Below are 23,433 nucleotides of genomic sequence, written 5' to 3'. Positions count from 1 at the left end.
TTAATCAATGAATTAGAGCGATTAAGATCAGCCGCGGCAGCGTTTTTAAAAAGCGCAAATACCTGCTGGAAGAGGGGGCAGACGTATCGTAAATATGCCCCGTTGCAATAAATAAATAGCCCCCGCTCAAGGGTTTAGCCGCAGGTGCTGGATCGCCCTGCCAGGCACGGCATAAATCAACCTGTTGTCGTGCTGCCGTTTGGCGCGCTCAGCGTTTAAACTGCGTCTTTGCGACGCAATATGTCGCATTGCTGTAAACCCGCTTAAGCCGGGGTTTGGCGCTATAAGAAGTTGTCGCTTGGCGGCAAGGCCGCATCACCATCTGTCCTTACAATCCCCCCATCGCTCGCCATTTTAGGCAGGCGTTTCTCATCAGGAGACTCCGATGTCCGTTGAGCAAGCCCCGGTGCAACGCGCCGATTTCGATCAGGTCATGGTTCCGAACTACGCACCTGCTGCTTTCATTCCTGTGCGTGGCGCCGGTTCCCGAGTCTGGGATCAGTCGGGGCGCGAACTCATCGACTTCGCAGGCGGCATCGCGGTTAACGTGTTGGGCCACGCCCACCCGGCGCTCGTAGGCGCATTGACCGAGCAGGCCAACAACCTGTGGCACGTGTCTAACGTGTTCACCAACGAACCTGCGCTGCGCCTGGCTAAAAAGCTGGTAGACGCCACTTTCGCTGAGCGCGTGTTCTTCTGTAACTCCGGCGCCGAAGCCAACGAGGCCGCCTTCAAGCTGGCCCGTCGCGTGGCGTTCGACCGTTTCGGTGAAGAGAAATACGAAATCATCGCGGCCCTCAACAGCTTCCACGGGCGCACGCTGTTCACCGTCAACGTGGGCGGGCAGTCGAAGTACTCGGACGGTTTCGGTCCAAAAATCACTGGCATCACGCACATCCCGTTCAACGACCTCGACGCGCTGAAAGCGGCGATCTCGGACAAAACCTGTGCCGTGGTACTGGAGCCAATCCAGGGCGAAGGCGGCGTACTGCCAGCCGAGCAGGCTTACCTGCAAGGCGCGCGCGAGCTGTGCGACCAGCACAATGCCTTGCTGGTGTTTGACGAAGTGCAAACCGGCATGGGCCGTACCGGCCACCTGTTTGCCTACCAGCACTACGGCGTGACCCCGGACATCCTCACCAGCGCCAAAAGCCTGGGCGGCGGTTTCCCGATCGCGGCCATGTTGACCACCGAAGACCTGGCCAAACACCTGGTCGTCGGCACTCACGGCACCACTTACGGCGGCAACCCGCTGGCGTGCGCGGTGGGCAATGCTGTGTTCGACGTGATCAATACCCCGGACGTGTTGCAGGGCGTTGAAGCCAAGCATCAACTGTTCAAAACCCGCCTTGAAAAAATCGGCCAGCAGTACGGCGTTTTCACCCAAGTGCGTGGTTTGGGCCTGTTGCTGGGCTGCGTCTTGAGCGATGCCTGGAAAGGCCGCGCCAAAGACATCTTCAACGCGGCTGAAAAAGAAAACCTGATGATCCTGCAAGCCGGCCCGGACGTGGTGCGTTTCGCCCCAAGCCTGGTGGTTGAAGAAGCAGACATCACCGAAGGTCTGGATCGTTTTGAGCGTGCCATCAAACACCTGACCGCCTGATCCACGCCATAACCTTGTAGGAGCGAGCTCGCCTCGCGATCTTTTGATCTTTTAAAAGACCGTGAGACAGGCTCGCTCCCACAGGGCCCCATTTTTTATTTTCTGGATTAAGGAGTGACACCATGCTGGTGATGCGCCCCGCGCAAATGGCTGACCTGAGCGAGGTACAGCGTCTGGCTGCGGACAGCCCGATTGGTGTCACTTCATTGCCGGACGACCTCGACCGTCTGCGCGACAAGATCGCCGCCTCCGAAGCCTCGTTTGCCGCTGAAGTCAGCTTCAATGGCGAAGAAAGTTACTTCTTCGTCCTTGAAGACACCACCGCAGGCAAGCTGGTGGGCTGTTCAGCCATCGTCGCGTCGGCCGGGTACTCCGAGCCTTTTTATAGTTTTCGTAACGAGACCTTCGTTCACGCCTCGCGCGAACTGAAGATCCACAACAAGATCCACGTGCTGTCGCAGTGTCACGACCTGACCGGCAACAGCCTGCTGACCAGTTTTTATGTGGTCCCGGATCTGGTGGGCACGGCCTGGTCCGAACTCAACTCCCGAGGCCGCTTGCTGTTTGTGGCCAACCACCCGGAGCGCTTTGCCGATTCGGTGGTCACCGAGATCGTCGGTTACAGCGATGAAAACGGCGACTCACCGTTTTGGGACGCCATCGGCCGCAACTTTTTCGACCTGAACTACGCCGCCGCCGAGCGCCTGTGCGGGCTGAAAAGCCGCACCTTCCTCGCCGAACTGATGCCGCATTACCCGATTTACGTGCCGCTGCTGCCCGACACTGCCCAGGAAGCCATGGGCCAGGTGCACCCGCGTGCGCAAATCACCTTCGACATTTTGATGCGTGAAGGTTTTGAAACCGATCATTACATCGACATTTTCGACGGCGGCCCGACCCTGCATGCGCGGGTCTCGGGCATCCGCTCGATCGCTCAAAGCCGCGTAGTGCCGGTCAAGATCGGTGAGCCGATTCGCGGCGGCGGTCGCCAGTACCTGGTGGCCAATGCCCAGTTGCAGGACTACCGCGCCGTCTTGCTGGAGCTCGACTGGGCGCCGGGCAAGCCGGTCACGCTGGATCTGGAAGCGGCCGAAGCGCTCGGCGTTGGCGAAGGCGTCAGCGTGCGAGTGGTTGCGGTTTAACGCGTTTGAGCGAGTGTCACGGGGTTCGCCCGCGAGCCCTGTTTAAGGAGATAGCATGATCGTTCGTCCTGTACGCAGTAGTGATTTACCGGCCCTGATTGAACTGGCCCGCAGCACGGGTACCGGCCTGACCACCTTGCCGGCCAATGAACAGCGCCTGTTGCACCGTGTCAGTTGGGCTGAAAAAACCTTTCGTGGCGAAGCTGAACGCGCCGATGCCGACTACCTGTTCGTGCTCGAAAACGACGACGGCAAAGTGGTGGGCATTTCGGCCATCGCTGGCGCCGTCGGCCTGCGTGAGCCTTGGTACAACTTCCGGGTCGGCCTGACCGTCAGCGCCTCCCAGGAACTGAACATATACCGCGAAATCCCGACCCTGTTCCTGGCCAACGACCTGACGGGCAACTCTGAGCTGTGCTCGTTGTTCCTCAGTGCCGATCACCGCAATGGCCTTAACGGCCGCATGCTGGCCAAGGCGCGGATGCTGTTTATCGCTGAATTCCCCGAGCTGTTTGGCAACAAGATCATTGCCGAAATGCGCGGCATGTCAGATGAGAACGGCCGCTCGCCTTTCTGGGAAAGCCTGGGGCGGCACTTTTTCAAAATGGAATTCAGCCAGGCCGATTACCTGACGGGCGTGGGCAACAAAGCCTTTATCGCCGAGCTGATGCCCAAGTTTCCGGTGTATACGTGCTTCTTGTCCGAAAGCGCCCGCGCCGTGATCGGCAAGGTGCATACCGACACCGAACCTGCCCTGAACATGCTCAAAAGCGAAGGCTTCAGTTATCAGGGTTACGTCGATATTTTCGACGCGGGCCCGGCGGTGGAATGCGAAACCACCAAGATTCGCGCGGTGCGTGACAGTGAAGCGCTGGTGCTGGCCATCGGCACACCGGGCGATGACGCCCCGGCGTACCTGATTCACAACCGCAAACGTGAAGAGTGCCGCATCACCGCCGCCCCGGCACGTTTGGCGGCGGGCACGTTGGTGGTCGACAAGCTGACCGCCAAGCGTCTGCAACTGAGTGCAGGCGATCAAGTGCGCGCTGTCCCGTTATCTGCCCAGCCAGCCGCTTCGCGGGAGTCCAAATAATGAGCACGTTGTATATCGCAGGCGCCTGGCAGAACGGTCAGAGCGAAATCATCGAGTCGCTGAATCCGGTGACCCAGCAAGTGCTGTGGACGGGCCACGCGGCCAATGCCGAGCAGGTGAGTGAGGCAGTCAAAGCTGCGCGTCAGGCGTATCCGGCCTGGGCCAAGCGGTCTTTCGAAGAGCGCCTGAGCGTGCTCGAAGCCTTCGCTGCGAGCCTGAAAAATCACGCCGATGAACTGGCCCGCTGCATCGGTGAAGAAACCGGCAAACCGCTGTGGGAGTCGGCCACCGAAGTCACCAGCATGATCAACAAGGTGGCGATCTCGGTACAAAGCTACCGCGAGCGCACCGGTGAAAAAAGCGGCCCGCTGGGCGATGCCACGGCGGTGCTGCGCCACAAGCCCCACGGCGTGGTTGCGGTGTTCGGCCCGTACAACTTCCCGGGCCACTTGCCTAACGGGCATATCGTCCCGGCGTTGCTGGCGGGTAACAGCGTGGTGTTCAAGCCGAGCGAGCTGACCCCTAAAGTCGCTGAGCTGACGGTCAAGTGCTGGATCGAAGCCGGATTGCCGGCGGGCGTGCTGAACCTGCTACAAGGTGCGCGCAAAACCGGTGTCGCGTTGGCCGCCCATGCGGGCATCGACGGGTTGTTCTTCACCGGCTCCAGCCGTACCGGCAACAGCCTGCATCAACAGTTCGCCGGGCGCCCGGACAAAATCCTGGCCCTGGAAATGGGCGGCAATAACCCGCTGGTGGTTGATCAGGTGGCAGACCTGGACGCCGCGGTGTACACGATTATTCAGTCGGCCTTTATCTCGGCTGGCCAACGTTGCACCTGTGCGCGGCGTTTGCTGGTGCCGCAGGGCGCGTGGGGCGACCGCCTGCTTGAGCGTCTGGTCGAGGTCAGCAAAGACATTGAAGTGGGGGCGTTTGACCAGCAGCCGGCACCGTTCATGGGCTCGGTGATTTCGTTGTCAGCGGCGCGTGATCTGCTGGCCGCGCAGACGTTGTTGATCGACAGCGGGGCGCAGGTCTTGCTGCGCATGACCCAGCCAAGCACCACGGCGGCGTTGCTCACACCGGGCATTATTGATGTGACGGACGTGAGCGAGCGCTCGGACGAAGAGCTGTTCGGGCCGTTGCTGCAAGTGTTTCGTTACAGCGATTTTGACGCCGCGATTGCCGAGGCCAACAACACCGCGTTCGGTTTGGCCGCAGGTTTGCTCTCGGACTCCGAAGCGCGCTACCAGCAGTTCTGGCTTGAGAGCCGGGCCGGGATTGTGAACTGGAACAAGCAACTCACGGGCGCCGCCAGCAGCGCACCGTTTGGCGGTGTCGGCGCGTCCGGCAACCACCGCGCCAGTGCGTATTACGCCGCTGATTACTGCGCTTACCCGGTCGCGTCGCTGGAAACCCCGACCCTGGCGCTGCCCGCCGCCTTGACCCCAGGCGTGCGATTGTCTTGATGCGAGCCTTGTAGTCGCTGCCGAAGGCTGCGATGGGGCGCATAGCGGCCCTGCTTTTGAATAAAAAGCGAAGGTCCTGCGGCCCTTAACGCAGCCTGCGGCAGCGACTACAGAATGTTGAGCCTTGTCTATTACCACCGTTTGCCGGAGCCTCACCGATGAAATCCTTTGAAGTCAACTTTGACGGTCTAGTGGGGCCGACCCATAACTACGGCGGTTTGTCGTTTGGCAATGTCGCGTCCCAGAGCAACAGCCAGCAGGCATCCAACCCCAAGGAAGCCGCGCTGCAAGGCCTGGAAAAAATGAAAGCGCTGATGGACATGGGCTTTGTCCAGGGCGTGCTGGCGCCGCAAGAGCGCCCGGATGTCGCCGCCTTGCGCAGCCTGGGCTTTAGCGGCACTGACGCACAAGTGATTGAGCGCGCCGCCAAAGACGCCATGCCGTTGCTGGTTGCCAGTTGCTCGGCCTCAAGCATGTGGGTGGCCAACGCCGCCACGGTCAGCCCAAGCGCAGACACCGCCGATGGCCGCGTGCATTTCACCGCTGCCAACCTCAATTGCAAGTTCCACCGCAGCATCGAGCACCCGACCACCAGCCGAGTGCTGGGCGCGATGTTTGCCGATCAGCAGCACTTCGCGCACCACGCGGCCTTGCCGGCCGTGGCGCAGTTTGGTGACGAAGGCGCCGCCAACCACACACGCTTTTGCCGTGACTACGGCGAGGCCGGGGTCGAGTTTTTTGTCTACGGGCGCAGTGCGTTCGACAGCCGTTATCCCGCGCCGCAAAAGTACCCGGCACGCCAAACCCTCGAAGCTTCACAATCCGTGGCGCGTCTGCACGGCTTGAGCGAGGAGGGCGTGGTGTTTGCCCAGCAAAACCCGTCGGTGATCGACCAGGGCGTGTTCCATAACGACGTGATCGCGGTGGGCAATGGCGAGTTGCTGTTCCATCACCAGGATGCCTTCCTCAATACCGAAGCCATGCTCGACGAGCTGCGTCGCAAGCTGGCCGCGCGCGGAGCCAAGTTTGAGTCCATCAGCGTGCCGCGCGACCAAGTGACCGTCGATGACGCAGTGCGCTCTTACCTGTTCAACAGCCAACTGCTCAGCCTTGCCGACGGCTCGATGCTGCTGATCGTGCCCGAAGAGTGTCGCGCCAACCCGCGTGTCTGGAGCTACCTGCAAGGCCTGACCAGCGCTGGCGGGCCGATTCGTGAAGTGAAGGTGTTTGATCTCAAGCAGAGCATGCAGAACGGCGGCGGCCCGGCGTGCCTGCGCTTGCGTGTGGCGCTTAACGAAACAGAGCTGGCGGCGGTCAACCCTGGGGTTATCATGTCGGCCCCGCTGTACGACACGCTGACCGGTTGGGTGAACAAGCACTACCGCGATGCCTTGCGCGAAAGCGACCTGGCAGACCCGCAATTGCTGCTTGAATGCCGGACGGCACTGGATGAACTGACGCAAATCCTTAAACTGGGCTCGGTTTATCCGTTTCAGATCAATTGACCCCGCGCGTGTTTGCCTGTTGCGCACGCGCCACCTGATTTTCCAATGAGAGCAAAATTATGAGCGATTCCCTGCAGCTGATCCTTGAAGACACCGACGGCACGCAACTGCAAACCTCCTGCACCCGCGTCGCGGTCCTGTGGCAGGGTAAAGAGCTGTGGATCCAGCAAGACGGCCGTGGCCAGTTGCTGATTGGTGTAGACGTAGAAGAGGGCGATGCTGAATACGCCAACCTGTTGCTGCGCCCATTGGCCACTAACCTTGTTAGTCTGCAGCTGGAAATGGAACCGGCTGACATGAGTGACGAAGATGGCGAAGACGGTCACGTGCACGGCCCGGACTGCAATCACTGATTAAGGATGCCCTATGCTCGCTCTCGGCAAACTGCTTGAACTGACCTTGGCCGGACGTGAACCGGCCCAGAAAACTCAACTGACTGTCGATGGCGTGCGTTTGCGCTGGCTGGCCGAGGGCGCGCTTGAAGTGCGCCCCCCTGAGGCGCGCGACAACGGCATGGACGTGCTGTTGTCGGCCGGCATCCACGGTAATGAAACAGCGCCGATCGAATTGCTCGATCGCCTGATCCATGCCATTGCTCGCGGTGAGTTAAAGCCGCGCGCACGTATTCTTTTTTTGTTCGGCAACCCGGTCGCCATGCGCAGGGGCGAACGGTATGTCGGAGAAGACCTCAATCGTCTGTTTAACGGCCGCCATGCAAGCAGTTGCGGGCCAGAAGCCCTGCGTGCTTGCGAGCTTGAGCACCTGGCCGAGACGTTTTTCAATGCCCCCGAGCGTACCCGTTTGCATTTCGACCTGCACACGGCCATTCGTGGTTCCAAGATTGAGCAATTCGCCTTGTACCCCTATAAAGAGGGGCGCAAGCATTCCCGCGATCAACTGGCGCGCCTGCGGGCCGCTGGCATGGAAGCGGTGCTGTTGCAGAACAAACCTTCCATTGTGTTCAGCGCTTACACCTATGATCAGCTGGGTGCCGAGGCGTTTACCCTGGAACTGGGCAAGGCCCGGCCGTTTGGGCACAACGACGGGGTTAACGTCGAGCGTCTGGAATTGCGCTTGCAGCAGATCATCGAAGGCACTGAGCCGTCGCTGGAAGGCGCGTCACTGGACGGCTTGCAGATATTCAGCGTGGCGCGAGAAGTGATCAAGCACAGCGACGCGTTCCTGCTGCACTTGCCGGCGGACATCGAGAATTTTTCTGAGTTGCCCAAAGGTTATTTGCTGGCGCAAGACACGCCAAAAACCCGCTGGGTTATTGAGGAAGAGGGCGCCCGGATCATCTTTCCCAACCCCATGGTCAAGAACGGCCTGCGGGCGGGGATCATCATCAAGCCGGTGAAAGCAAAAGCGTTCGCTTAAAACTGTAGGAGCGAGCTTGCCTCGCGATCTTTTTGAAGATCAAAAGATCGCGAGGCAAGCTCGCTCCTACAAGGTCGGCTAGTTAAACCGCGCGTTTTTGCTGGCTGTCCAGACGCTTGATAGCGCGGATTTTCTGCAGGGTGTCTACGCAGGTTTTCGCCGCTTCCTGACCTTTGTGTACGAAGTGATCGAAGAAGAATTTCTGGTGCTCTTCGCCCGCGTGGAAGTGGTGCGGGGTCAGGCTGACCGAGAACACCGGCACTTCAGTTTCCAGCTGCACTTGCATCAGGCCGCTGACCACGGACTGAGCCACGAAATCGTGACGATAAATGCCACCGTCGACCACCAGTGCGGCACCGACGATACCGGCGTAGCGGCCAGTCTTGGCCAGCAGTTTGGCGTGCAGCGGGATTTCGAACGCACCGCCGACTTCAAAGAAGTCGATGTCACTTTCCTGATAGCCCTGTTCAAGCATCTCGGCCAGGAAGCCTTTACGGCTCTGATCGACGATCTCTTTGTGCCAGCTGGCCTGGATGAAAGCGACGCGTTCGTTGTGGTGAATAGCGGTAGGTTGCATGTTCTGACTCCTGTTTGTGTGAAAAACAGGGCATATGAATCGAATGGGATTTAAGGGTACGTGCAGACGGGGAGTCCCCCTCTGGTTGACGGCCCTTTTGCGCCAATCCCGTTCTCTCTTCATCCGGACTATGACCGTCGGCCCCGGGATCACACCGGGTCTGCTGACCTTGCCCCATCATCAGCCAAAAAGCTGTCTGACGCGCCAAGCGCTCGCGGGCTATACGCATTGCGCGTAATTACCGCCGGTGGGGAGTTACACCCCGCCCTGAGAACGTTGCCGCCCGTGTTTCAGGGCAGCGGGCATTTTGTATCACAAATGTTTCAAAGATGCATCGCTGCTTTTTGCTAATAGCCATCGTATTTTCTGATGCCTGTATAAGGCTATTCTTGCGCCACAAGGATTTCTTTGATGAGCCGACGGCCGAGGACTTTTGCATGAGTGTTATCGATCTGCGCAGCGACACCGTGACCCAACCCAGCACTGGCATGCGTGACGCCATGGCGAGCGCGCCGCTGGGCGACGATGTATACGGTGAAGACCCGACGGTAAACAAGCTGGAGTCTGAGCTGGCCTCGCGCCTGGGGTTTGCACAGGCGCTGTTTGTGCCCACCGGCACCATGAGCAACTTGATGGCGCTGATGGCGCATTGTGGGCGTGGTGACGAATACATCGTGGGGCAGCAGGCGCACACTTATAAGTACGAAGGTGGCGGTGCGGCCGTATTGGGCTCTATTCAGCCCCAGCCGCTGGAGGTGCAGGCCGACGGCTCGCTGGATTTGCAACAGGTGGCAGCGGCAATCAAGCCTGACGACTTCCACTTTGCTCGCACCCGCTTGCTGGCCCTGGAAAACACCATGCAGGGCAAAGTGCTGCCGGTCGAGTATCTGGCGCAGGCCAGCCGCTTGACCCGCGAACACGGCCTGGCGCTGCACTTGGACGGCGCCCGGTTATACAACGCGGCGGTGAAGCTGGGGGTGGACGCGAGCGAAATTGCCCGGCATTTCGATTCGGTGTCGGTGTGTTTGTCCAAGGGTTTGGGCGCGCCGGTGGGGTCTGTGCTGTGCGGCACCGTTGAATTGATCGGTAAGGCCCGGCGCCTGCGCAAAATGGTGGGTGGCGGTATGCGCCAGGCCGGGCAACTGGCCGCGGCGGGCTTATATGCGCTGGACCATCAAGTAGCGCGCCTGGCCGATGACCATGCCAATGCGCAACGGCTGGCCGATGGCCTGCGTGAGGCCGGTTATCGCGTTGAGCCGGTACAGACCAACATGGTTTACGTGCAAGTTGATGGGCAGGCGCCAGCACTTAAAGCCTTTGCGGGGGAGCGGGGCATCAAGCTCAGTGCTGCGCCGCGCTTGCGCATGGTGACCCACATGGACGTCAGCCGCAGCCAAATCGAGCAAACCATCGAGGTTTTCCGCGACTTTATCCGTCAATAAGCTTGCAATCTGTCCAATTGCTTGCAGCTATCGTATAAACACACTGTACCCAAGGCGAAGGGCCGATATAATGCGGCCCTTTGCGAGTCATTTGTCAATTGATGAGAATTGTTTGCCTGGGCAGGAAGGGTTCCGATCCGTCCCGCTTCTGAGCAATAGCCATCAATTGACAGCAATGATTTGCCTCTGGCCGCAGCCTCCGTGGAAGAACCTATGAAAAGCGCAGAAATCCGTGAAGCCTTCCTTCGCTTCTTCGAGGAGCAAGGTCACACCCGTGTCCCTTCGAGCTCCTTGGTCCCGAATAACGACCCAACCCTGCTGTTCACTAACGCGGGGATGAACCAGTTCAAGGACTGCTTCCTGGGTCAAGAAAAACGTGCTTACACCCGTGCAACCAGCAGCCAGAAGTGCGTGCGTGCCGGTGGTAAGAACAGCGACCTGGAAAACGTCGGTTACACCGCACGTCACCACACCTTCTTTGAAATGCTCGGCAACTTCAGCTTTGGCGATTATTTCAAGAAAGACGCGATCAACTTCGCCTGGACCTTTTTGACAGGCGTATTGAAGCTGCCTAAAGAAAAGCTCTGGGTTACGGTTTACGCCAGCGATGACGAAGCCTATGACATCTGGACCCAAGACGTGGGCGTGCCGGCCGAGCGCATGATCCGCATTGGCGATAACAAAGGCGCGCCGTACGCGTCCGACAACTTCTGGACCATGGGCGATACCGGCCCGTGCGGCCCCTGCACCGAGATTTTCTACGATCACGGCCCTGAGATCTGGGGTGGCCCACCGGGCTCGCCAGAGGAAGACGGCGACCGTTACATCGAGATCTGGAACAACGTTTTCATGCAGTTCAACCGCACCGCCGACGGCGTGTTGCATCCGTTGCCAGCGCCGTCGGTAGACACCGGCATGGGCCTGGAGCGGATCAGTGCGGTGATGCAGCACGTGAACTCCAACTACGACATCGACCTGTTCCAGAGCCTGTTGAAAGCCGCCGCCCAAGCGATCGGCTGCGCCAACGAAGGCCAGGCGTCGCTCAAAGTCGTGGCTGACCACATCCGTTCGTGCAGCTTCCTGATTGCTGATGGCGTGTTGCCTTCCAATGAAGGCCGTGGCTACGTGCTGCGTCGCATCATTCGTCGCGCTTGCCGTCACGGCAACAAGCTGGGCGCAACCGGTAACTTCTTCTACAAGATCGTCGCGGCCCTGGTGGCCGAGATGGGCGAGAGCTTCCCGGAGCTAGTGCGCGAGCAGGCCAACATCGAGCGCGTACTTAAAGCCGAAGAAGAGCAATTCTCCAAGACCCTGGAGCAGGGCCTGAAAATCCTTGAGCAGGATCTGGCTGAGCTTAAAGGCACCGTGGTGCCGGGCGACGTGGTGTTCAAGTTGTATGACACCTACGGCTTCCCGATGGACCTGACCGCCGACATCGCCCGCGAGCGCAACCTGACCGTGGACGAAGAAGGCTTCGAACGCGAAATGGAAGCCCAGCGTGTGCGTGCGCGTTCGGCCAGCTCGTTCGGTCTGGACTACAACACGCTGGTTAAAGTTGACGTGCCTACCGAGTTTATCGGCTACGGCGCGACCCACAGCTCGGCCAAAGTGATTGCCCTCTATAAAGAAGGCCAGTCGGTTACCAGCCTCAATGAAGGCGACGAGGGCGTGGTTGTACTCGATCGGACGCCTTTCTACGCAGAATCCGGTGGCCAGGTTGGCGATTGCGGTTACCTGCAAGCCGGTGCTGCGCGTTTTGACGTGCGTGACACCACCAAAACCGGCGGCGCGTTCCTGCACCACGGTGTTGTGGCTGCGGGTGGCCTGAAGGTCGGTGAAACCGTTGAAGCGCACGTAGATGCCGATGTGCGTCACGCCACGTCGCTGAACCACTCGGCCACGCACTTGCTGCACGCCGCCTTGCGCCAAGTGCTGGGCGAGCACGTTCAGCAGAAGGGCTCGCTGGTCGACAGTCAGCGCATGCGTTTTGACTTCAGCCACTTTGAAGCCATCAAGCCTGAGCAGATCAAGGCACTGGAAGACATCGTCAACGCCGAGATTCGCAAGAACACCCCGGTCGAGACAGAAGAAACCGACATCGAAACCGCCAAGCAAAAAGGCGCCATGGCGCTGTTTGGCGAGAAATACGGCGACAGCGTGCGCGTGCTTAGCATGGGTGGCGATTTCTCGGTAGAGCTGTGCGGTGGTATCCACGCTCAGCGCACCGGCGACATCGGCCTGATGAAAATCACCAGCGAAGGCGGTGTGGCCTCGGGCGTTCGTCGTATTGAAGCGGTCACCGGCGCTGCGGCGCTGGCTTACTTGAACGCCGCCGAAGAGCAGCTCAAAGAAGCCGCAAGCCTGGTTAAAGGCTCGCGTGACAACCTGGTCGACAAACTGTCGGCCGTGCTGGAGCGTAACCGCCAGCTGGAAAAACAACTGGAACAATTGCAGGCCAAGGCCGCAAGCGCTGCGGGCGATGATCTGTCATCCTCGGCAGTCGATGTAAAAGGCGTGAACGTGTTGGCCGCCCGCCTGGACGGTCAAGATGGCAAGGCGCTGTTGGCGCTGGTAGATCAGCTGAAGAACAAGCTCGGCCGCGCAGTGATCCTGCTCGGCAGTGTTCATGAAGATAAGGTCGTACTGGTTGCAGGCGTGACCAAAGACCTGACTGGCCAACTCAAAGCCGGTGATTTGATGAAGCAGGCCGCTGCAGCAGTGGGCGGGAAGGGCGGTGGTCGTCCGGACATGGCGCAAGGCGGCGGTGTTGATGCCGCAGCCCTGGACGCCGCGCTGGCCCTGACTGTGCCATTTGTCGAGCAGGGTATCTGAGGTCCAGTACGCGCCGTCGTCTAGTGGCGGCGCGTCGTTTGAATGATAAATGGGCGCCCTTTATGGGCTGAGGCTGCTTTGAAATGGCTTTGATCGTACAAAAATTTGGAGGCACCTCGGTCGGCACTGTCGAGAGAATCGAGCAGGTCGCCGATAAAGTTAAGAAGTTTCGCGAAGCCGGCAACGACCTGGTTATTGTGCTGTCTGCGATGAGCGGCGAGACCAACCGTTTGATTGATCTGGCCAAACAGATCAGCGATCAGCCGTTGCCTCGTGAGCTGGACGTGATTGTCTCCACCGGCGAGCAAGTCACCATTGGCTTGCTGGCCATGGCGCTGAACAAGCGCGGCGTCCCAGCGGTGTCTTACACCGGTAGCCAGGTGCGCATCCTGACAGACAGTTCGCACACCAAAGCCCGCATTCTGAAAATTGACGACCAGAAAATTCGCGCCGACCTGAAGGAAGGGCGCGTAGTGGTGGTTGCTGGTTTCCAGGGCGTGGATGAAAACGGCAACATTACCACCTTGGGCCGTGGTGGCTCGGACACGACCGGCGTGGCGCTGGCGGCAGCCCTGAAGGCTGACGAATGCCAGATCTACACCGATGTTGACGGCGTCTACACCACCGACCCACGGGTTGTGGCCAAGGCTCAGCGCCTGGAAAAGATCACCTTCGAAGAAATGCTGGAAATGGCCAGCCTGGGCTCCAAGGTGTTGCAGATCCGTGCCGTTGAGTTCGCTGGCAAGTACAACGTTCCGCTGCGCGTATTGCACAGCTTTAAAGAGGGTCCGGGCACCCTCATTACTATCGATGAAGAGGAATCCATGGAACAGCCGATCATTTCTGGCATCGCTTTCAACCGCGACGAAGCCAAGCTGACCATCCGTGGCGTGCCAGATACCCCGGGTGTTGCATTCAAAATCCTCGGCCCGATCAGCGCGGCCAACATTGAAGTCGACATGATCGTGCAGAACGTTGCGCACGATAACACCACCGACTTCACCTTTACGGTGCACCGCAACGACTACCAGGCCGCCTTTGAGGTCCTGGAAAACACCTCCCGCGAGATCGGTGCCCGTGAAGTGGTCGGCGATACCAACATTGCCAAGGTGTCGATTGTCGGCGTGGGCATGCGCTCGCACGCAGGCGTTGCCAGCCGCATGTTCGAATCGTTGGCCAAAGAGAACATCAACATCCTGATGATCTCGACCTCCGAGATCAAAGTGTCGGTGGTGATCGAAGAGAAGTACCTGGAGCTCGCGGTGCGTTCCCTGCACACGGCTTTTGATTTGGACGCACCTGCCCGGCAGGGCGAGTAAGCGTTGCCCAGAGGGCGCGGTGAACCCGCGCCCTTTGTTTTTTTGATGGATGTGGCACAGGGCTTTATCTTTTGCCATGTTGGTCAATACTAAGGGCGCAGGGTTTTGTCGCTATATAGCTGCAAGCCCAAGCCCTTTTTTTTTGCAGACTGTTGTCCCTGAATGTAAGTGTGAGGAGAAACGTATGCTGATTCTGACTCGCCGGTGCGCAGAAAGCCTGATCATAGGCGATGGTGAAATTACTGTGACCGTGCTCGGCGTCAAAGGAAACCAAGTGCGAATTGGTGTGAATGCGCCCAAGGAAGTGGCCGTGCACCGCGAGGAAATCTACCTGCGGATCAAGAAAGAAAAGGACGAGGAACCAAGTCTTTAATTTTATTTAAGTTTTTAGTTGCATACGGGGAAAAGGCTGGTTATTATACGCCCCGTGTTGCGGAGAGGTGGCCGAGTGGCCGAAGGCGCTCCCCTGCTAAGGGAGTACACCTCAAAAGGGTGTCGGGGGTTCGAATCCCCCCTTCTCCGCCATTATTCATGTAGCACGTTAGAATCTAGCCACTTCAGTAAGTTGTTGAATTTATTGAAAAAAACACTTGGCAGAGAGATTCAACGGTCTATAATACGCAGCTTCAAATGCACTCGTAGCTCAGCTGGATAGAGTACTCGGCTACGAACCGAGCGGTCACAGGTTCGAATCCTGTCGAGTGCACCATTTAAGAGTTAGTTGCTTCGGTAGTTAACTTTGCTTCAACCAGGGTGGGCTGGTCTAACAAACACAACTTGCACTCGTAGCTCAGCTGGATAGAGTACTCGGCTACGAACCGAGCGGTCACAGGTTCGAATCCTGTCGAGTGCACCATTTATAAGTTAGTTGCTCCGGTAGTTAACTTTGCTTCAACCAGGGTGGTCTGGTTTAACAAACACAACTTGCACTCGTAGCTCAGCTGGATAGAGTACTCGGCTACGAACCGAGCGGTCACAGGTTCGAATCCTGTCGAGTGCACCATACACCAAGAAGCCCGCATTTTATGCGGGCTTTTTGCTGTCTGCGATTTATGAAATATCGAATCGCCCCGGCAGGCAGCCTTTTTTGTCACGTCCCCGACTTATCTTCTGTTTATCGTGAACCCGCCTCCAGGAATTAACCGGGCCGGGCGAGGTCTGTCTGTAGGAGCGAGCTCGCCTCGCGATCTGTTGATCTTCTAAAAAATGCCAGACCGCACGAAGATTCATAAAAAAGGTGTGCTCTGCCAAGCGCTTTTAGCGTCGCAGATTCAGCGGTCCAGACGCAGCCGTAAACGTTTGTTATCTCCACAGATTTATAGCGTCATTAATTTTTAAGCCGTGTATGATTGCGCCCGTCAGCCCCGCCGGGGCTTGTGGAATACCTCCATGGACTTACCCAGTAGTAACTCAGCATCCCGTTTTTCCAATCATGAATTGACTGATTGATCCTTCCGGCGTGCCCTGCTGCTGGGAGTGGAGTTCGCCTATGACCGAAGTTGAAGTAAAGAAAGCGCAAGACAGCCTGCAAAGCCGCCTGGCTCAAGTGATTGAGCTGCTCAACCGCCAGCGCGTGGTTGAGGGCCTGACACACCGTCAGGAAGGCCAGCACCAGGATCGCGTCGAGACCCTGGTTCATCGCCAAAACCTTGTTGAGCTCCAGCGCAAGCTGGAAGACCTGCACTCCGCAGACGTTGCCTACATTCTGGAAGCCTTGCCCCTGGACGATCGTCTGACCGTCTGGCAGTTGGTCAAGGCTGACCGCGATGGCGACATCCTGCTTGAAGTGTCTGACTCTGTGCGTGAAACCCTGATCGCCGACATGGACGATCACGAGCTCCTGGCTGCCGCCAAGGAGATGGACGCCGACGAACTTGCTGACCTGGCCCCTGAGCTGCCGCGAGACGTCATCCATGAACTGATGGAAACCCTCGATGCGCAACAGCGTGAGCGCGTTCGCTCCGCGTTGTCCTATAACGAGGATCAGGTCGGCGCCCTGATGGACTTCGAGATGGTGACGATCCGTGAAGACGTCAGCCTTGAAGTGGTCTTGCGTTACCTGCGTCGCCTCAAAGAATTGCCTGGCCACACCGACAAACTGTTTGTGGTCGATTACGACGGCGTGCTCAAGGGCGTGCTGCCGATCAAGCGTTTGCTGGTCAATGACCCTGAAAAACAAGTGGCTGACGTCATGGCCAGCGACCCGGTGACTTTCCACCCGGACGAAGACGCCTACGATGCCGCCCAGGCGTTTGAGCGTTACGACTTGATCTCGGCGCCGGTGGTCGACAAAAACGGCAAGCTGATTGGCCGTTTGACCATCGACGAAATGGTTGACCTGATCCGTGAGGAAAGCGAAAGCGAAGTCCTCAACATGGCCGGTCTGCGCGAAGAAGAAGACATCTTCGCTTCGGTGTGGAAATCTCTGCGTAACCGTTGGGCCTGGCTGGCGATCAACCTGATCACCGCCTTTATTGCTTCACGGGTGATCGGCCTGTTTGAAGGCTCGATTGAAAAACTGGTGGCCCTGGCGGCCCTGATGCCCATCGTGGCCGGTATCGGCGGTAACTCCGGTAACCAGACCATCACCATGATCGTGCGCGCCATGGCGCTGGACCAGGTGAACACCGGCAGCACCAAGCGTCTCATGCGCAAAGAGCTGGCCGTGGCCTTGATCAATGGCGTGGTGTGGGGCGGGGTGATCGGTGTGGTCGCCTACCTGCTATACGGCAGCTGGTCGCTGGGGGTGGTGATGACAGCCGCCATGACGCTCAACTTGCTGCTGGCGGCGCTCATGGGCGTGTTGATCCCCATGACGCTGGCCCGCTTCGGGCGTGACCCGGCCATGGGCGCGAGTGTAATGATCACCGCCATGACAGACAGCGGCGGGTTCTTTATCTTCCTGGGGCTGGCAACGTTGTTCTTGCTCTGACCAAAAAGGCCTGACCGGCAACTAGCCCGTCAGGCTTTTTTTATGGGCGCCTGAACAGCGCGCATAAAAAAGCCAGCAGAGCGCTGGCTTTTTTGTTGCCTGGGTTAAATCAAGACGCGTCGGATGTAGCTTCAACATCGTGAGCAATCAAGGAAACCAAAGCGTTTTGTTGGCGGTGAGACAGTTGGCGGAAGCGTTGCAGCAACTCGCGTTCGTTCAGGGAAAGCTCAGGGCTGTCCAGACGCAGGCTAGGTTCATCACCCAGTGCACCTTCTTGAATGAGACTTTGCTCCAGGCGAGCAATAATCTCGGAGTTCATGCTGCGGTGGTGATTGCGAGCCACTTCGGCAATGCGTTCACGCATTCCGTCTGGCAGGCGTACGACGAACTTGTCAGCCGTACGGCTTGAGTAAATTGCCTGTTTCAATGGGCGCATTATAGTTAACCGGTTAGTTCAGGGGAGCGGTTCTCGGAAATTGGCCGCAAGCTATGGTTTCAGACCAGGCTTGTGGCCAAATGTTCAACCTGAATTGCAAAGAGGCGCGCATCATGCCTCATATCTGCCACTTCCCTGGCGTCAATTCTGTGACAAATATTGAACGGGATAAAGGCTATAAGCCAGCACCTATTGTCAAAAATGTGCGTTGTCCTACGTAGTTTACAGGCTATCGGCTTTTCTAAAAGGAACCATTATGTGTAAAGGCCATCATTGACTGACTTGAATGCTTCTTAGCAGCCCCCATCTTGTTGCCTCCTCACCCTGTGCGGGTGAACCCAGCCTTACGCAGCCGCGTCCCGGAGATCCACCGAGTGCCAGGTAAATTGATCTATTTGATGGGGCCTTCAGGCTCAGGCAAAGACAGCCTGATCGAAGCTGTACGCCCTGATTTGGCGGCGCGCGGATGTGAAGTGATCCAGCGGGTAATTACCCGTTCGGCAGAGTCGGCAGGTGAAGAAGCGATTGGCGTTAGCCGCGAAGCGTTCCAAGTACTCAAGGCCAGCGGCGCCTTTGCTCTGGACTGGCAAGCCAATGGCCTGGAATACGGCATACCCGTGCAGCTGGATCACTGGCTGGCGGCCGGGCGCCACGTATTGGTCAACGGATCAAGAGGGCACCTGAAACAGGCCCGCGAACGCTACCCGAACTTGCTGGCGATTATGTTGCGGGTTGATACCGACGTCTTGCGTCAGCGCTTGCTGGCCCGTGGCCGAGAAACCCCGGCAGAAATAAACGCCCGTCTGGCGCGCAATGAACTCTTTTTGGAGTCTGTAGAAGCGTTAGTCGCAGACGACGTGCACCTGCTGGACAACTCGGCCGCCTTGCAGATTGGCGTTCAGCGCTTGCTCGCGCTCATAGATGCCGCCATCGCGACGCCTCAGCGCAACTGAGGATCAAACTTGAAGCGGCGACCCAGCGCGCGGGCCACCAGCCAGCCAGCAAAAAACACGGTGGCGGCAATCAACGGCGTATTCCCCAACTCGTCCTGAGAGAACAGACCCAGAGCAAGGCTCAGCAGGGCGAGCATCAACAAGCCGAAAGCAATTTTGGACATGGATTAGACATCTCTATTTTCAGAAAACCCAGCGATCGCCCTGGGTGTTCTCGAAGGCGGCAGGAGTGGTTGAGCGCTCGGTGGCCAAATGCGGGGTAACGTGGCTGTTACCCATCATCACGGCCCGTTGTGGCATCGGCGTATGAGGTTTGCTGTACGTGCCGGCTACATCCATACCGGGCTCGGCGGCAACCGGGTCGGCGTAAAAGTGAAAGCCAGTCAAAACCGCCAGGGCAAGAACATTCAACAAGAAAAGGGTGCTGTTCATGGTCATGGCAGTCATCTCTTAGAATTAGGTGATGCCATGAATAGAGCAGGCATCATGCCAACTCTTTTTGTTTATAAAACCCTTATATATCAACGGTTTGATGAAGGTTGCGAGGGCCTTTCAATTGCAAATTGCAATGATGGCTTTTTGGTGTAATGCAAAATGCACGATGCTGGAAAACCAGGCGGGGAAGTGACTAAAAACCTGACGCAAACGCTCTCGCGGCGTTGGATTCAACGCAAGGTGTTAATGGCCAATTATCTTCAGCACCCCCCAATCAGTTCCCTCTCCTGCGGGAGAGGGCTAGGGTGAGGGGCTTTTGCTCTAAAAATCTAACCTAAAACTACCGCATAAACTTCGCCGCCCACCCCGAAATCACCTTGGGGCGCGGCTGCGCATACGTGCGCACCTTGGACGTCGACAACCCAAGGCGCACCAGCGACTCAGCAACCGTCACCGCCGCGCTCACGCCATCAATCACCGGCACCCCGGTGCGCTGACGAATCTGCTCATCCAGCCCGGACATACCGCCACAGCCCAGGCAAATCACCTCGGCGCGGTCCTCACTCACCGCCAACTCGGCCTGGCGCACAATGGCCTCCAGCGCGCGCTCGGGTGATTCCTCCAGCTCCAGCACCGCCAGGCCGCTGGCCCGCACCGACGCACAGCGATCCCACAACCCCGACAGGCGCAGGCGATCTTCAATCAACGGCACCGTGCGATCCAGCGTGGTCACCACCGAATACGCGCGGCCCACATACATCGCCGTGCTGGCTGCCGCATCGGTAATGTCCACCACCGGCACGTTGAGCAACTCCTGCAAACCTTCGCGCCCGTGCTCGCCATAACCCGCCTGAATCACCGCATCAAACGGCTGGTCGTAGGACATGACCTTGTCCATCACCGCAATGGCGGCCAGATAACTCTCAAAATTGCCTTCAACCGAATCAGCCCCAAAATCCGGGGTCAGCCCGATAATCTCAGTCCCGGGCGCCGCGGCCGCCTGCGCTTGTCGCGCAATGGCCTGGGTGATGCTGTCAGTCGTATTGACGTTGACCACGAGAATTCGCATGCAAGCTCCTGCAACAAAAAAGTAAAAACACGGCCCGCCATCCGCGGGCCGCACAACACTCAATGGCTGACGTTATCAACCGCAATCGACTCGCCGCTGACACTGGCGTAATGCGCCTGGCGCTTGGCAAAAATCAGATACAACAGCGCCGCGATGCCCGCACCAATCAACCAGGAGAACGGCGACACCTCATGAAACCCCGGCACCAGCGCCAGCACGATGGCGATCAGCGCTGCCGGTATAAAGGCCGCCACGGCGCGCATATTGACCCCGCGTGAGTAAAAATAAGCGCCGCGTGGGTCTTCGCTATACAGTGCGGGCACATCGATCTGACCTTTTCGCAGCAGCCAGTAATCCACCATGATCACCCCGTAAAGCGGGCCGAGCAGGGCACCCAGGCCCGACAGGAAATACACAATCACCAGCGGGCTGTTGTAGAGGTTCCACGGCAGAATCAGCACCGCAATGGTGGCGCTGATCATCCCGGCGCGGCGAAACGTCAAATGGCGGGGCGCCAGGTTGCTCAGCACAAACGCCGGGGCGACAAAGTTGGCCATGATATTCACCGCCACCGTCACAATCAGAAACGCCAGGCAGCCCAACACCAGGAAAAACGTATTCGGGATGGACGCGATGATTTGCGTCGGGCTTTCGATAATTTGCCCGTTGATTTGAAACTGCGCGCCGCACAGCAGCACGGTGATCCCGGCGAACACCAGAATATTCACCGGCAACCCCCAGAAGTTACCGACCTTGATGGTTTTGCAGCACGGCGAAGAACGGGAAAAGTCGCTGAAATTCAAAATCAACGTGCCATAAATCGCCAGCCACAACGCCCCGCCTGCAAACACATTGCGCCACACCTCGGCGGTGCTCAGCGGCACGCGGTTAGACCAGGCGATGGTGCCGTTGGCCTGAAAGTACATCCACGCCGCCAGGCTTATTACCGTCAGCAAAATCACCGGCCCGGCAAAGGCCTCATAACGGCGCACCATCTCCATGCCATACGCCAGGATGACCAGTTGCACCAGCCAGATCGCCACAAAACACACCCAACCCAGGCTCGACAGCCCCAGGATCGAGTCATGGTCATACGCCGCAAAACCGGGGTGCACCGCCACCAGCAGCACGCGCAGTACCACCGACGCCAAATATGTCTGAATCCCGAACCAGGCAATCGCGATAACTGCACGAATCAACGCGGGAATCTGCGCCCCATGCACACCGAAACTGATACGGCTGATCACCGGAAACGGCACCCCGGTGCGCTGGCCCATATAGCCGGACAGGTTCATAAACATAAACACCAGCCCTGCACCGATGCCCAGCGAGAGCAGAATCTGCCAACCATTCAGCCCCAGTGCATACAAACCGATGGCGAACGAGTAATTGGCAATGTTGTGCACATCATTGGTCCACAGCGCAAAAATGCTGTAACGCCCCCAGCGTCGACCTTCAGCTTTGGTCGGTGCCAGATCGTTGTTATGCAAGCGTGGGCTGAGCGCCAGCGTGGCAGACGAGCTGTCCACCAGCGATTGCGGGGTAGTAACGGAAGAGGGTAAATCCAGAGCGATAGTGCTGGAGAGTCTTGTGCGCATTCTGGGCAAGCTCCTGACCCCGTACCTGCGTCATGACAGGGTGGAATCACTGGTGATGAAGTCCGCGTTATGCCTGCAGTTAGGGTGCAAGCTACTAAACAACGTGTACTTAATTTCGTACGTATTTGTATACAAGTGTCGTTTAGCTCAAAGCGATATTCATGCCAGCCAACCGCGCCGCGGCAGCGTGCGTGTACTCAGAAACTTCGAATACTTCTGTAACAGTTTGAAAAATAAGATGAATTAAAAAAGTATAAAAAAGCGTGAAATGCGTAAGGCAGGAAAAACCAGCAAACGCCCAAAAGTGTGCGCCCCAAAAAGGCTGTTACTTTTTGATGCACGCCCCCCGCGTCGCACCCAATGAGTGCACCGTTATGTGACAACCTGTATACGATTTTTAACTGTAGGAGCGAGCTTGCCTCGCGAGCTCTTAATCTTGAAAACCGTGCCTGCTTGCACCCAGGCACGTACTGCTCTAGTGCGTCGTCAAACCATCCAGCGACTTATCGACATACGCCTTGGCCAGCTCCACCAAGTGCATGGTCGACAACACCAAACTGCGTGCATGGCCGCTCAGACCATTTCCCGCCTCACTCGCCGAAGCGCCCGCGCAGCGCAACAAGTCTGACGCCTGGGCCAAAGCCGCTTCTAAATTGACACTGTCGGGGATGACATACGTGGCCTGATCCACGTGTCGTGGAGGCTTAGGGTCGAGCAAATAAAAGTCCAGTGCACGCTCAGCGGCGGCACGGTCCAACGACACATCACTGCACTGAGCAGCCTCGTGCAAGGGGAGGGTAGGTGGATCGGGAACAATCTTCTTCATAGGTCTCTCCAAGTTTAGGGAGCTGCCCTTAATCGCTACTAAACGAGGGGGAGGCAGCCGTACGCAGGTTAGTAGACCGGCAAACTTGGAAACCGGCGCACTTGAAAGTGCCCTGCGCACGGCCACCATAAAACGCAGGCCGAAAAAAAGCGCCTTGCGGAGGTGGCGACTTGCGCCAAGTTTGCAAGTCGGGCTACTAAACCCGACCGCTGAAAGACAGCGATGGGCCGAGACTATTCCCCGGACTGAACAGGCGCAAGCGAATGGGATTTTCTCGGAAGTTTCTCCAGATGGAAAGCGAAGCGTCGTACGAAAAGCCTTATTTTGCACCAACCCCCGCCACCATCCCCAATCAAACTGTAGGAGCGAGCTTGCCTCGCGATCTTTTGATCCCCGCAAAAATCCCGCCACCCCAACCACCCCGTAGTCGCTGACTCGCGCAGCGAGGCTGCGATACCCAACCACCCACCCTCCACCCTGTAGCGCACCCACCCACACGCAAAAAGCCCACGGACGACATGACAAACAAAGGCATGCCCGTTAACATGCACGCCGTCCTCTGCGTCACGCCATCAGCGTGTGGCGCAAACGTTTGTCTCAGTAGCTCAATTGGATAGAGCATCCCCCTCCTAAGGGGAAGGTTGGCAGTTCGAACCTGCCCTGGGACACCATATTTTTCAATAGGTTGGTTGCTTAGCCGGTGTGATGGCGTCTAGCAGGCTATCACCGGGCTAGCGTCTCGCCGGAAGTCTTCGTAGCCAAGCAGAAAGGCATACTAGACGGTCGAAAGGAAGACAGAGCTCCCCAAACTCTGCCTTATATTTCGTA

General features: G+C 58.0%; 20 protein-coding genes, 5 tRNA genes and 1 riboswitch. Of the genes, 18 read left to right on the top strand and 7 right to left on the bottom strand.

Annotation, left to right across the window (positions count from 1 at the left end; genetic code table 11):
- Positions 1-385: 385 nt before the first annotated feature.
- The 7 genes from ACJJU9_RS18745 to astE all read left to right on the top strand — a co-directional run bounded on the left by ACJJU9_RS18745 (position 386) and on the right by astE (position 8,186).
- On the top strand, positions 386-1,603 hold the full coding sequence (locus tag ACJJU9_RS18745) for an aspartate aminotransferase family protein (protein WP_048390138.1): 1,218 nt from the start codon (positions 386-388) through the stop codon (positions 1,601-1,603).
- 122 nt (positions 1,604-1,725) lie between these two features.
- Positions 1,726-2,745: an arginine/ornithine succinyltransferase subunit alpha gene (gene aruF, locus ACJJU9_RS18740; RefSeq protein WP_262124831.1), complete on the top strand. Its 1,020-nt coding sequence runs from the start codon at positions 1,726-1,728 to the stop codon at positions 2,743-2,745.
- A 55-nt stretch (positions 2,746-2,800) separates the two neighbouring features.
- A complete protein-coding gene (astA, locus tag ACJJU9_RS18735; protein WP_048367873.1) occupies positions 2,801-3,838 on the top strand; it encodes an arginine N-succinyltransferase in 1,038 nt (345 codons plus the stop codon).
- The gene (astD, locus tag ACJJU9_RS18730) at positions 3,835-5,304 is read left to right on the top strand and encodes a succinylglutamate-semialdehyde dehydrogenase (RefSeq protein ID WP_407731016.1); all 1,470 of its coding nucleotides are present in this window, start codon (positions 3,835-3,837) and stop codon (positions 5,302-5,304) included. The genes astA and astD overlap by 4 nt, the downstream gene beginning before the upstream one ends.
- Before the next feature lie 158 nt (positions 5,305-5,462).
- On the top strand, positions 5,463-6,809 hold the full coding sequence (gene astB / locus ACJJU9_RS18725; RefSeq protein WP_407729271.1) for an N-succinylarginine dihydrolase: 1,347 nt from the start codon (positions 5,463-5,465) through the stop codon (positions 6,807-6,809).
- 59 nt (positions 6,810-6,868) lie between these two features.
- The gene (locus ACJJU9_RS18720) at positions 6,869-7,162 is read left to right on the top strand and encodes a hypothetical protein (protein WP_048367870.1); all 294 of its coding nucleotides are present in this window, start codon (positions 6,869-6,871) and stop codon (positions 7,160-7,162) included.
- Between the two features lie 13 nt (positions 7,163-7,175).
- On the top strand, positions 7,176-8,186 hold the full coding sequence (gene astE / locus ACJJU9_RS18715) for a succinylglutamate desuccinylase (RefSeq protein WP_407729270.1): 1,011 nt from the start codon (positions 7,176-7,178) through the stop codon (positions 8,184-8,186).
- Positions 8,187-8,268: 82 nt separating this feature from the next.
- Here astE and ACJJU9_RS18710 read toward each other — a convergent pair whose 3' ends face one another.
- Positions 8,269-8,763, bottom strand: coding sequence for a 6,7-dimethyl-8-ribityllumazine synthase (locus ACJJU9_RS18710; protein ID WP_048367866.1), 495 nt, complete (start codon positions 8,761-8,763; stop codon positions 8,269-8,271).
- A 106-nt stretch (positions 8,764-8,869) separates the two neighbouring features.
- A riboswitch (FMN riboswitch) is annotated at positions 8,870-9,042 on the bottom strand.
- A 158-nt stretch (positions 9,043-9,200) separates the two neighbouring features.
- On the opposite strand from ACJJU9_RS18710, the gene ltaE reads away from it, so the two are divergent.
- The 9 genes from ltaE (at position 9,201) to mgtE (ending at position 17,288) form a co-directional block, all read left to right on the top strand.
- Positions 9,201-10,205 (top strand): low-specificity L-threonine aldolase, encoded by a 1,005-nt coding sequence (gene ltaE, locus ACJJU9_RS18705; protein WP_407729269.1) that lies wholly within the window; start codon positions 9,201-9,203, stop codon positions 10,203-10,205.
- A 213-nt stretch (positions 10,206-10,418) separates the two neighbouring features.
- Positions 10,419-13,037 carry an alanine--tRNA ligase gene (gene alaS / locus ACJJU9_RS18700; protein WP_048367862.1) on the top strand — a complete coding sequence of 873 codons (2,619 nt, stop codon included), beginning with the start codon at positions 10,419-10,421 and terminating at the stop codon, positions 13,035-13,037.
- A gap of 83 nt (positions 13,038-13,120) precedes the next feature.
- Positions 13,121-14,356: an aspartate kinase gene (locus tag ACJJU9_RS18695; protein WP_048367860.1), complete on the top strand. Its 1,236-nt coding sequence runs from the start codon at positions 13,121-13,123 to the stop codon at positions 14,354-14,356.
- A gap of 184 nt (positions 14,357-14,540) precedes the next feature.
- The gene (csrA, locus tag ACJJU9_RS18690; RefSeq protein WP_003175645.1) at positions 14,541-14,729 is read left to right on the top strand and encodes a carbon storage regulator CsrA; all 189 of its coding nucleotides are present in this window, start codon (positions 14,541-14,543) and stop codon (positions 14,727-14,729) included.
- Between the two features lie 61 nt (positions 14,730-14,790).
- Positions 14,791-14,881, top strand: a tRNA-Ser gene (locus tag ACJJU9_RS18685).
- A gap of 107 nt (positions 14,882-14,988) precedes the next feature.
- A tRNA-Arg gene (locus ACJJU9_RS18680) sits at positions 14,989-15,065 on the top strand.
- A gap of 70 nt (positions 15,066-15,135) precedes the next feature.
- Positions 15,136-15,212 (top strand) — tRNA-Arg (locus ACJJU9_RS18675).
- Between the two features lie 70 nt (positions 15,213-15,282).
- Positions 15,283-15,359 (top strand) — tRNA-Arg (locus tag ACJJU9_RS18670).
- A gap of 486 nt (positions 15,360-15,845) precedes the next feature.
- A complete protein-coding gene (mgtE, locus tag ACJJU9_RS18665; protein WP_407729267.1) occupies positions 15,846-17,288 on the top strand; it encodes a magnesium transporter in 1,443 nt (480 codons plus the stop codon).
- Positions 17,289-17,397: 109 nt separating this feature from the next.
- Here the strand turns inward: mgtE and ACJJU9_RS18660 are convergent, their stop codons facing one another.
- Positions 17,398-17,724 carry an Arc family DNA-binding protein gene (locus tag ACJJU9_RS18660; RefSeq protein ID WP_048367856.1) on the bottom strand — a complete coding sequence of 109 codons (327 nt, stop codon included), beginning with the start codon at positions 17,722-17,724 and terminating at the stop codon, positions 17,398-17,400.
- A 374-nt stretch (positions 17,725-18,098) separates the two neighbouring features.
- On the opposite strand from ACJJU9_RS18660, the gene phnN reads away from it, so the two are divergent.
- Positions 18,099-18,677, top strand: a complete 579-nt coding sequence (gene phnN / locus ACJJU9_RS18655; RefSeq protein ID WP_407729265.1) for a phosphonate metabolism protein/1,5-bisphosphokinase (PRPP-forming) PhnN — start codon at positions 18,099-18,101, stop codon at positions 18,675-18,677.
- Here the strand turns inward: phnN and ACJJU9_RS18650 are convergent.
- The 5 genes from ACJJU9_RS18650 to ACJJU9_RS18630 form a co-directional block, all read right to left on the bottom strand.
- A complete protein-coding gene (locus ACJJU9_RS18650) occupies positions 18,665-18,841 on the bottom strand; it encodes a PA3371 family protein (protein WP_173430620.1) in 177 nt (58 codons plus the stop codon). The two genes, phnN and ACJJU9_RS18650, sit on opposite strands and share 13 nt — an antisense overlap.
- A gap of 19 nt (positions 18,842-18,860) precedes the next feature.
- Positions 18,861-19,109 (bottom strand): hypothetical protein, encoded by a 249-nt coding sequence (locus tag ACJJU9_RS18645; RefSeq protein WP_153330474.1) that lies wholly within the window; start codon positions 19,107-19,109, stop codon positions 18,861-18,863.
- A 343-nt stretch (positions 19,110-19,452) separates the two neighbouring features.
- Positions 19,453-20,181 carry an aspartate/glutamate racemase family protein gene (locus ACJJU9_RS18640; RefSeq protein ID WP_407729264.1) on the bottom strand — a complete coding sequence of 243 codons (729 nt, stop codon included), beginning with the start codon at positions 20,179-20,181 and terminating at the stop codon, positions 19,453-19,455.
- Between the two features lie 59 nt (positions 20,182-20,240).
- Complete coding sequence (locus ACJJU9_RS18635; protein ID WP_407729262.1) at positions 20,241-21,779, bottom strand: NCS1 family nucleobase:cation symporter-1; 1,539 nt, start codon at positions 21,777-21,779, stop codon at positions 20,241-20,243.
- A gap of 475 nt (positions 21,780-22,254) precedes the next feature.
- Entirely contained in the window at positions 22,255-22,605 is a 351-nt protein-coding gene (locus ACJJU9_RS18630; RefSeq protein WP_401094825.1) for a DUF6124 family protein, read from the bottom strand.
- 594 nt (positions 22,606-23,199) lie between these two features.
- On the opposite strand from ACJJU9_RS18630, the gene ACJJU9_RS18625 reads away from it, so the two are divergent.
- Positions 23,200-23,276, top strand: a tRNA-Arg gene (locus tag ACJJU9_RS18625).
- Positions 23,277-23,433: the final 157 nt, after the last annotated feature.

The organism is Pseudomonas helleri (assembly GCF_045830615.1).
In the GTDB taxonomy this organism is placed as follows: Bacteria; Pseudomonadota; Gammaproteobacteria; order Pseudomonadales; family Pseudomonadaceae; genus Aquipseudomonas; species Aquipseudomonas helleri.
Note: the sequence above shows the minus strand (reverse complement) of the source record. Positions and strands in the feature narration are given on the sequence as shown.

Excerpts from the sequence above, each read along its gene's own strand:
- ACJJU9_RS18745 (WP_048390138.1), top strand. The coding sequence starts at position 386 with ATGTCCGTTGAGCAAGCCCCGGTGCAACGCGCCGATTTCGATCAGGTC.
- aruF (WP_262124831.1), top strand. The coding sequence starts at position 1,726 with ATGCTGGTGATGCGCCCCGCGCAAATGGCTGACCTGAGCGAGGTACAG.
- astA (WP_048367873.1), top strand. The coding sequence starts at position 2,801 with ATGATCGTTCGTCCTGTACGCAGTAGTGATTTACCGGCCCTGATTGAA.
- astB (WP_407729271.1), top strand. The coding sequence starts at position 5,463 with ATGAAATCCTTTGAAGTCAACTTTGACGGTCTAGTGGGGCCGACCCAT.
- ACJJU9_RS18720 (WP_048367870.1), top strand. The coding sequence starts at position 6,869 with ATGAGCGATTCCCTGCAGCTGATCCTTGAAGACACCGACGGCACGCAA.
- astE (WP_407729270.1), top strand. The coding sequence starts at position 7,176 with ATGCTCGCTCTCGGCAAACTGCTTGAACTGACCTTGGCCGGACGTGAA.
- ACJJU9_RS18710 (WP_048367866.1), bottom strand. The coding sequence starts at position 8,763 with ATGCAACCTACCGCTATTCACCACAACGAACGCGTCGCTTTCATCCAG.
- ltaE (WP_407729269.1), top strand. The coding sequence starts at position 9,201 with ATGAGTGTTATCGATCTGCGCAGCGACACCGTGACCCAACCCAGCACT.
- alaS (WP_048367862.1), top strand. The coding sequence starts at position 10,419 with ATGAAAAGCGCAGAAATCCGTGAAGCCTTCCTTCGCTTCTTCGAGGAG.
- ACJJU9_RS18695 (WP_048367860.1), top strand. The coding sequence starts at position 13,121 with ATGGCTTTGATCGTACAAAAATTTGGAGGCACCTCGGTCGGCACTGTC.
- csrA (WP_003175645.1), top strand. The coding sequence starts at position 14,541 with ATGCTGATTCTGACTCGCCGGTGCGCAGAAAGCCTGATCATAGGCGAT.
- mgtE (WP_407729267.1), top strand. The coding sequence starts at position 15,846 with ATGACCGAAGTTGAAGTAAAGAAAGCGCAAGACAGCCTGCAAAGCCGC.
- ACJJU9_RS18660 (WP_048367856.1), bottom strand. The coding sequence starts at position 17,724 with ATGCGCCCATTGAAACAGGCAATTTACTCAAGCCGTACGGCTGACAAG.
- ACJJU9_RS18650 (WP_173430620.1), bottom strand. The coding sequence starts at position 18,841 with ATGTCCAAAATTGCTTTCGGCTTGTTGATGCTCGCCCTGCTGAGCCTT.
- ACJJU9_RS18645 (WP_153330474.1), bottom strand. The coding sequence starts at position 19,109 with ATGAACAGCACCCTTTTCTTGTTGAATGTTCTTGCCCTGGCGGTTTTG.
- ACJJU9_RS18640 (WP_407729264.1), bottom strand. The coding sequence starts at position 20,181 with ATGCGAATTCTCGTGGTCAACGTCAATACGACTGACAGCATCACCCAG.
- ACJJU9_RS18635 (WP_407729262.1), bottom strand. The coding sequence starts at position 21,779 with ATGCGCACAAGACTCTCCAGCACTATCGCTCTGGATTTACCCTCTTCC.
- ACJJU9_RS18630 (WP_401094825.1), bottom strand. The coding sequence starts at position 22,605 with ATGAAGAAGATTGTTCCCGATCCACCTACCCTCCCCTTGCACGAGGCT.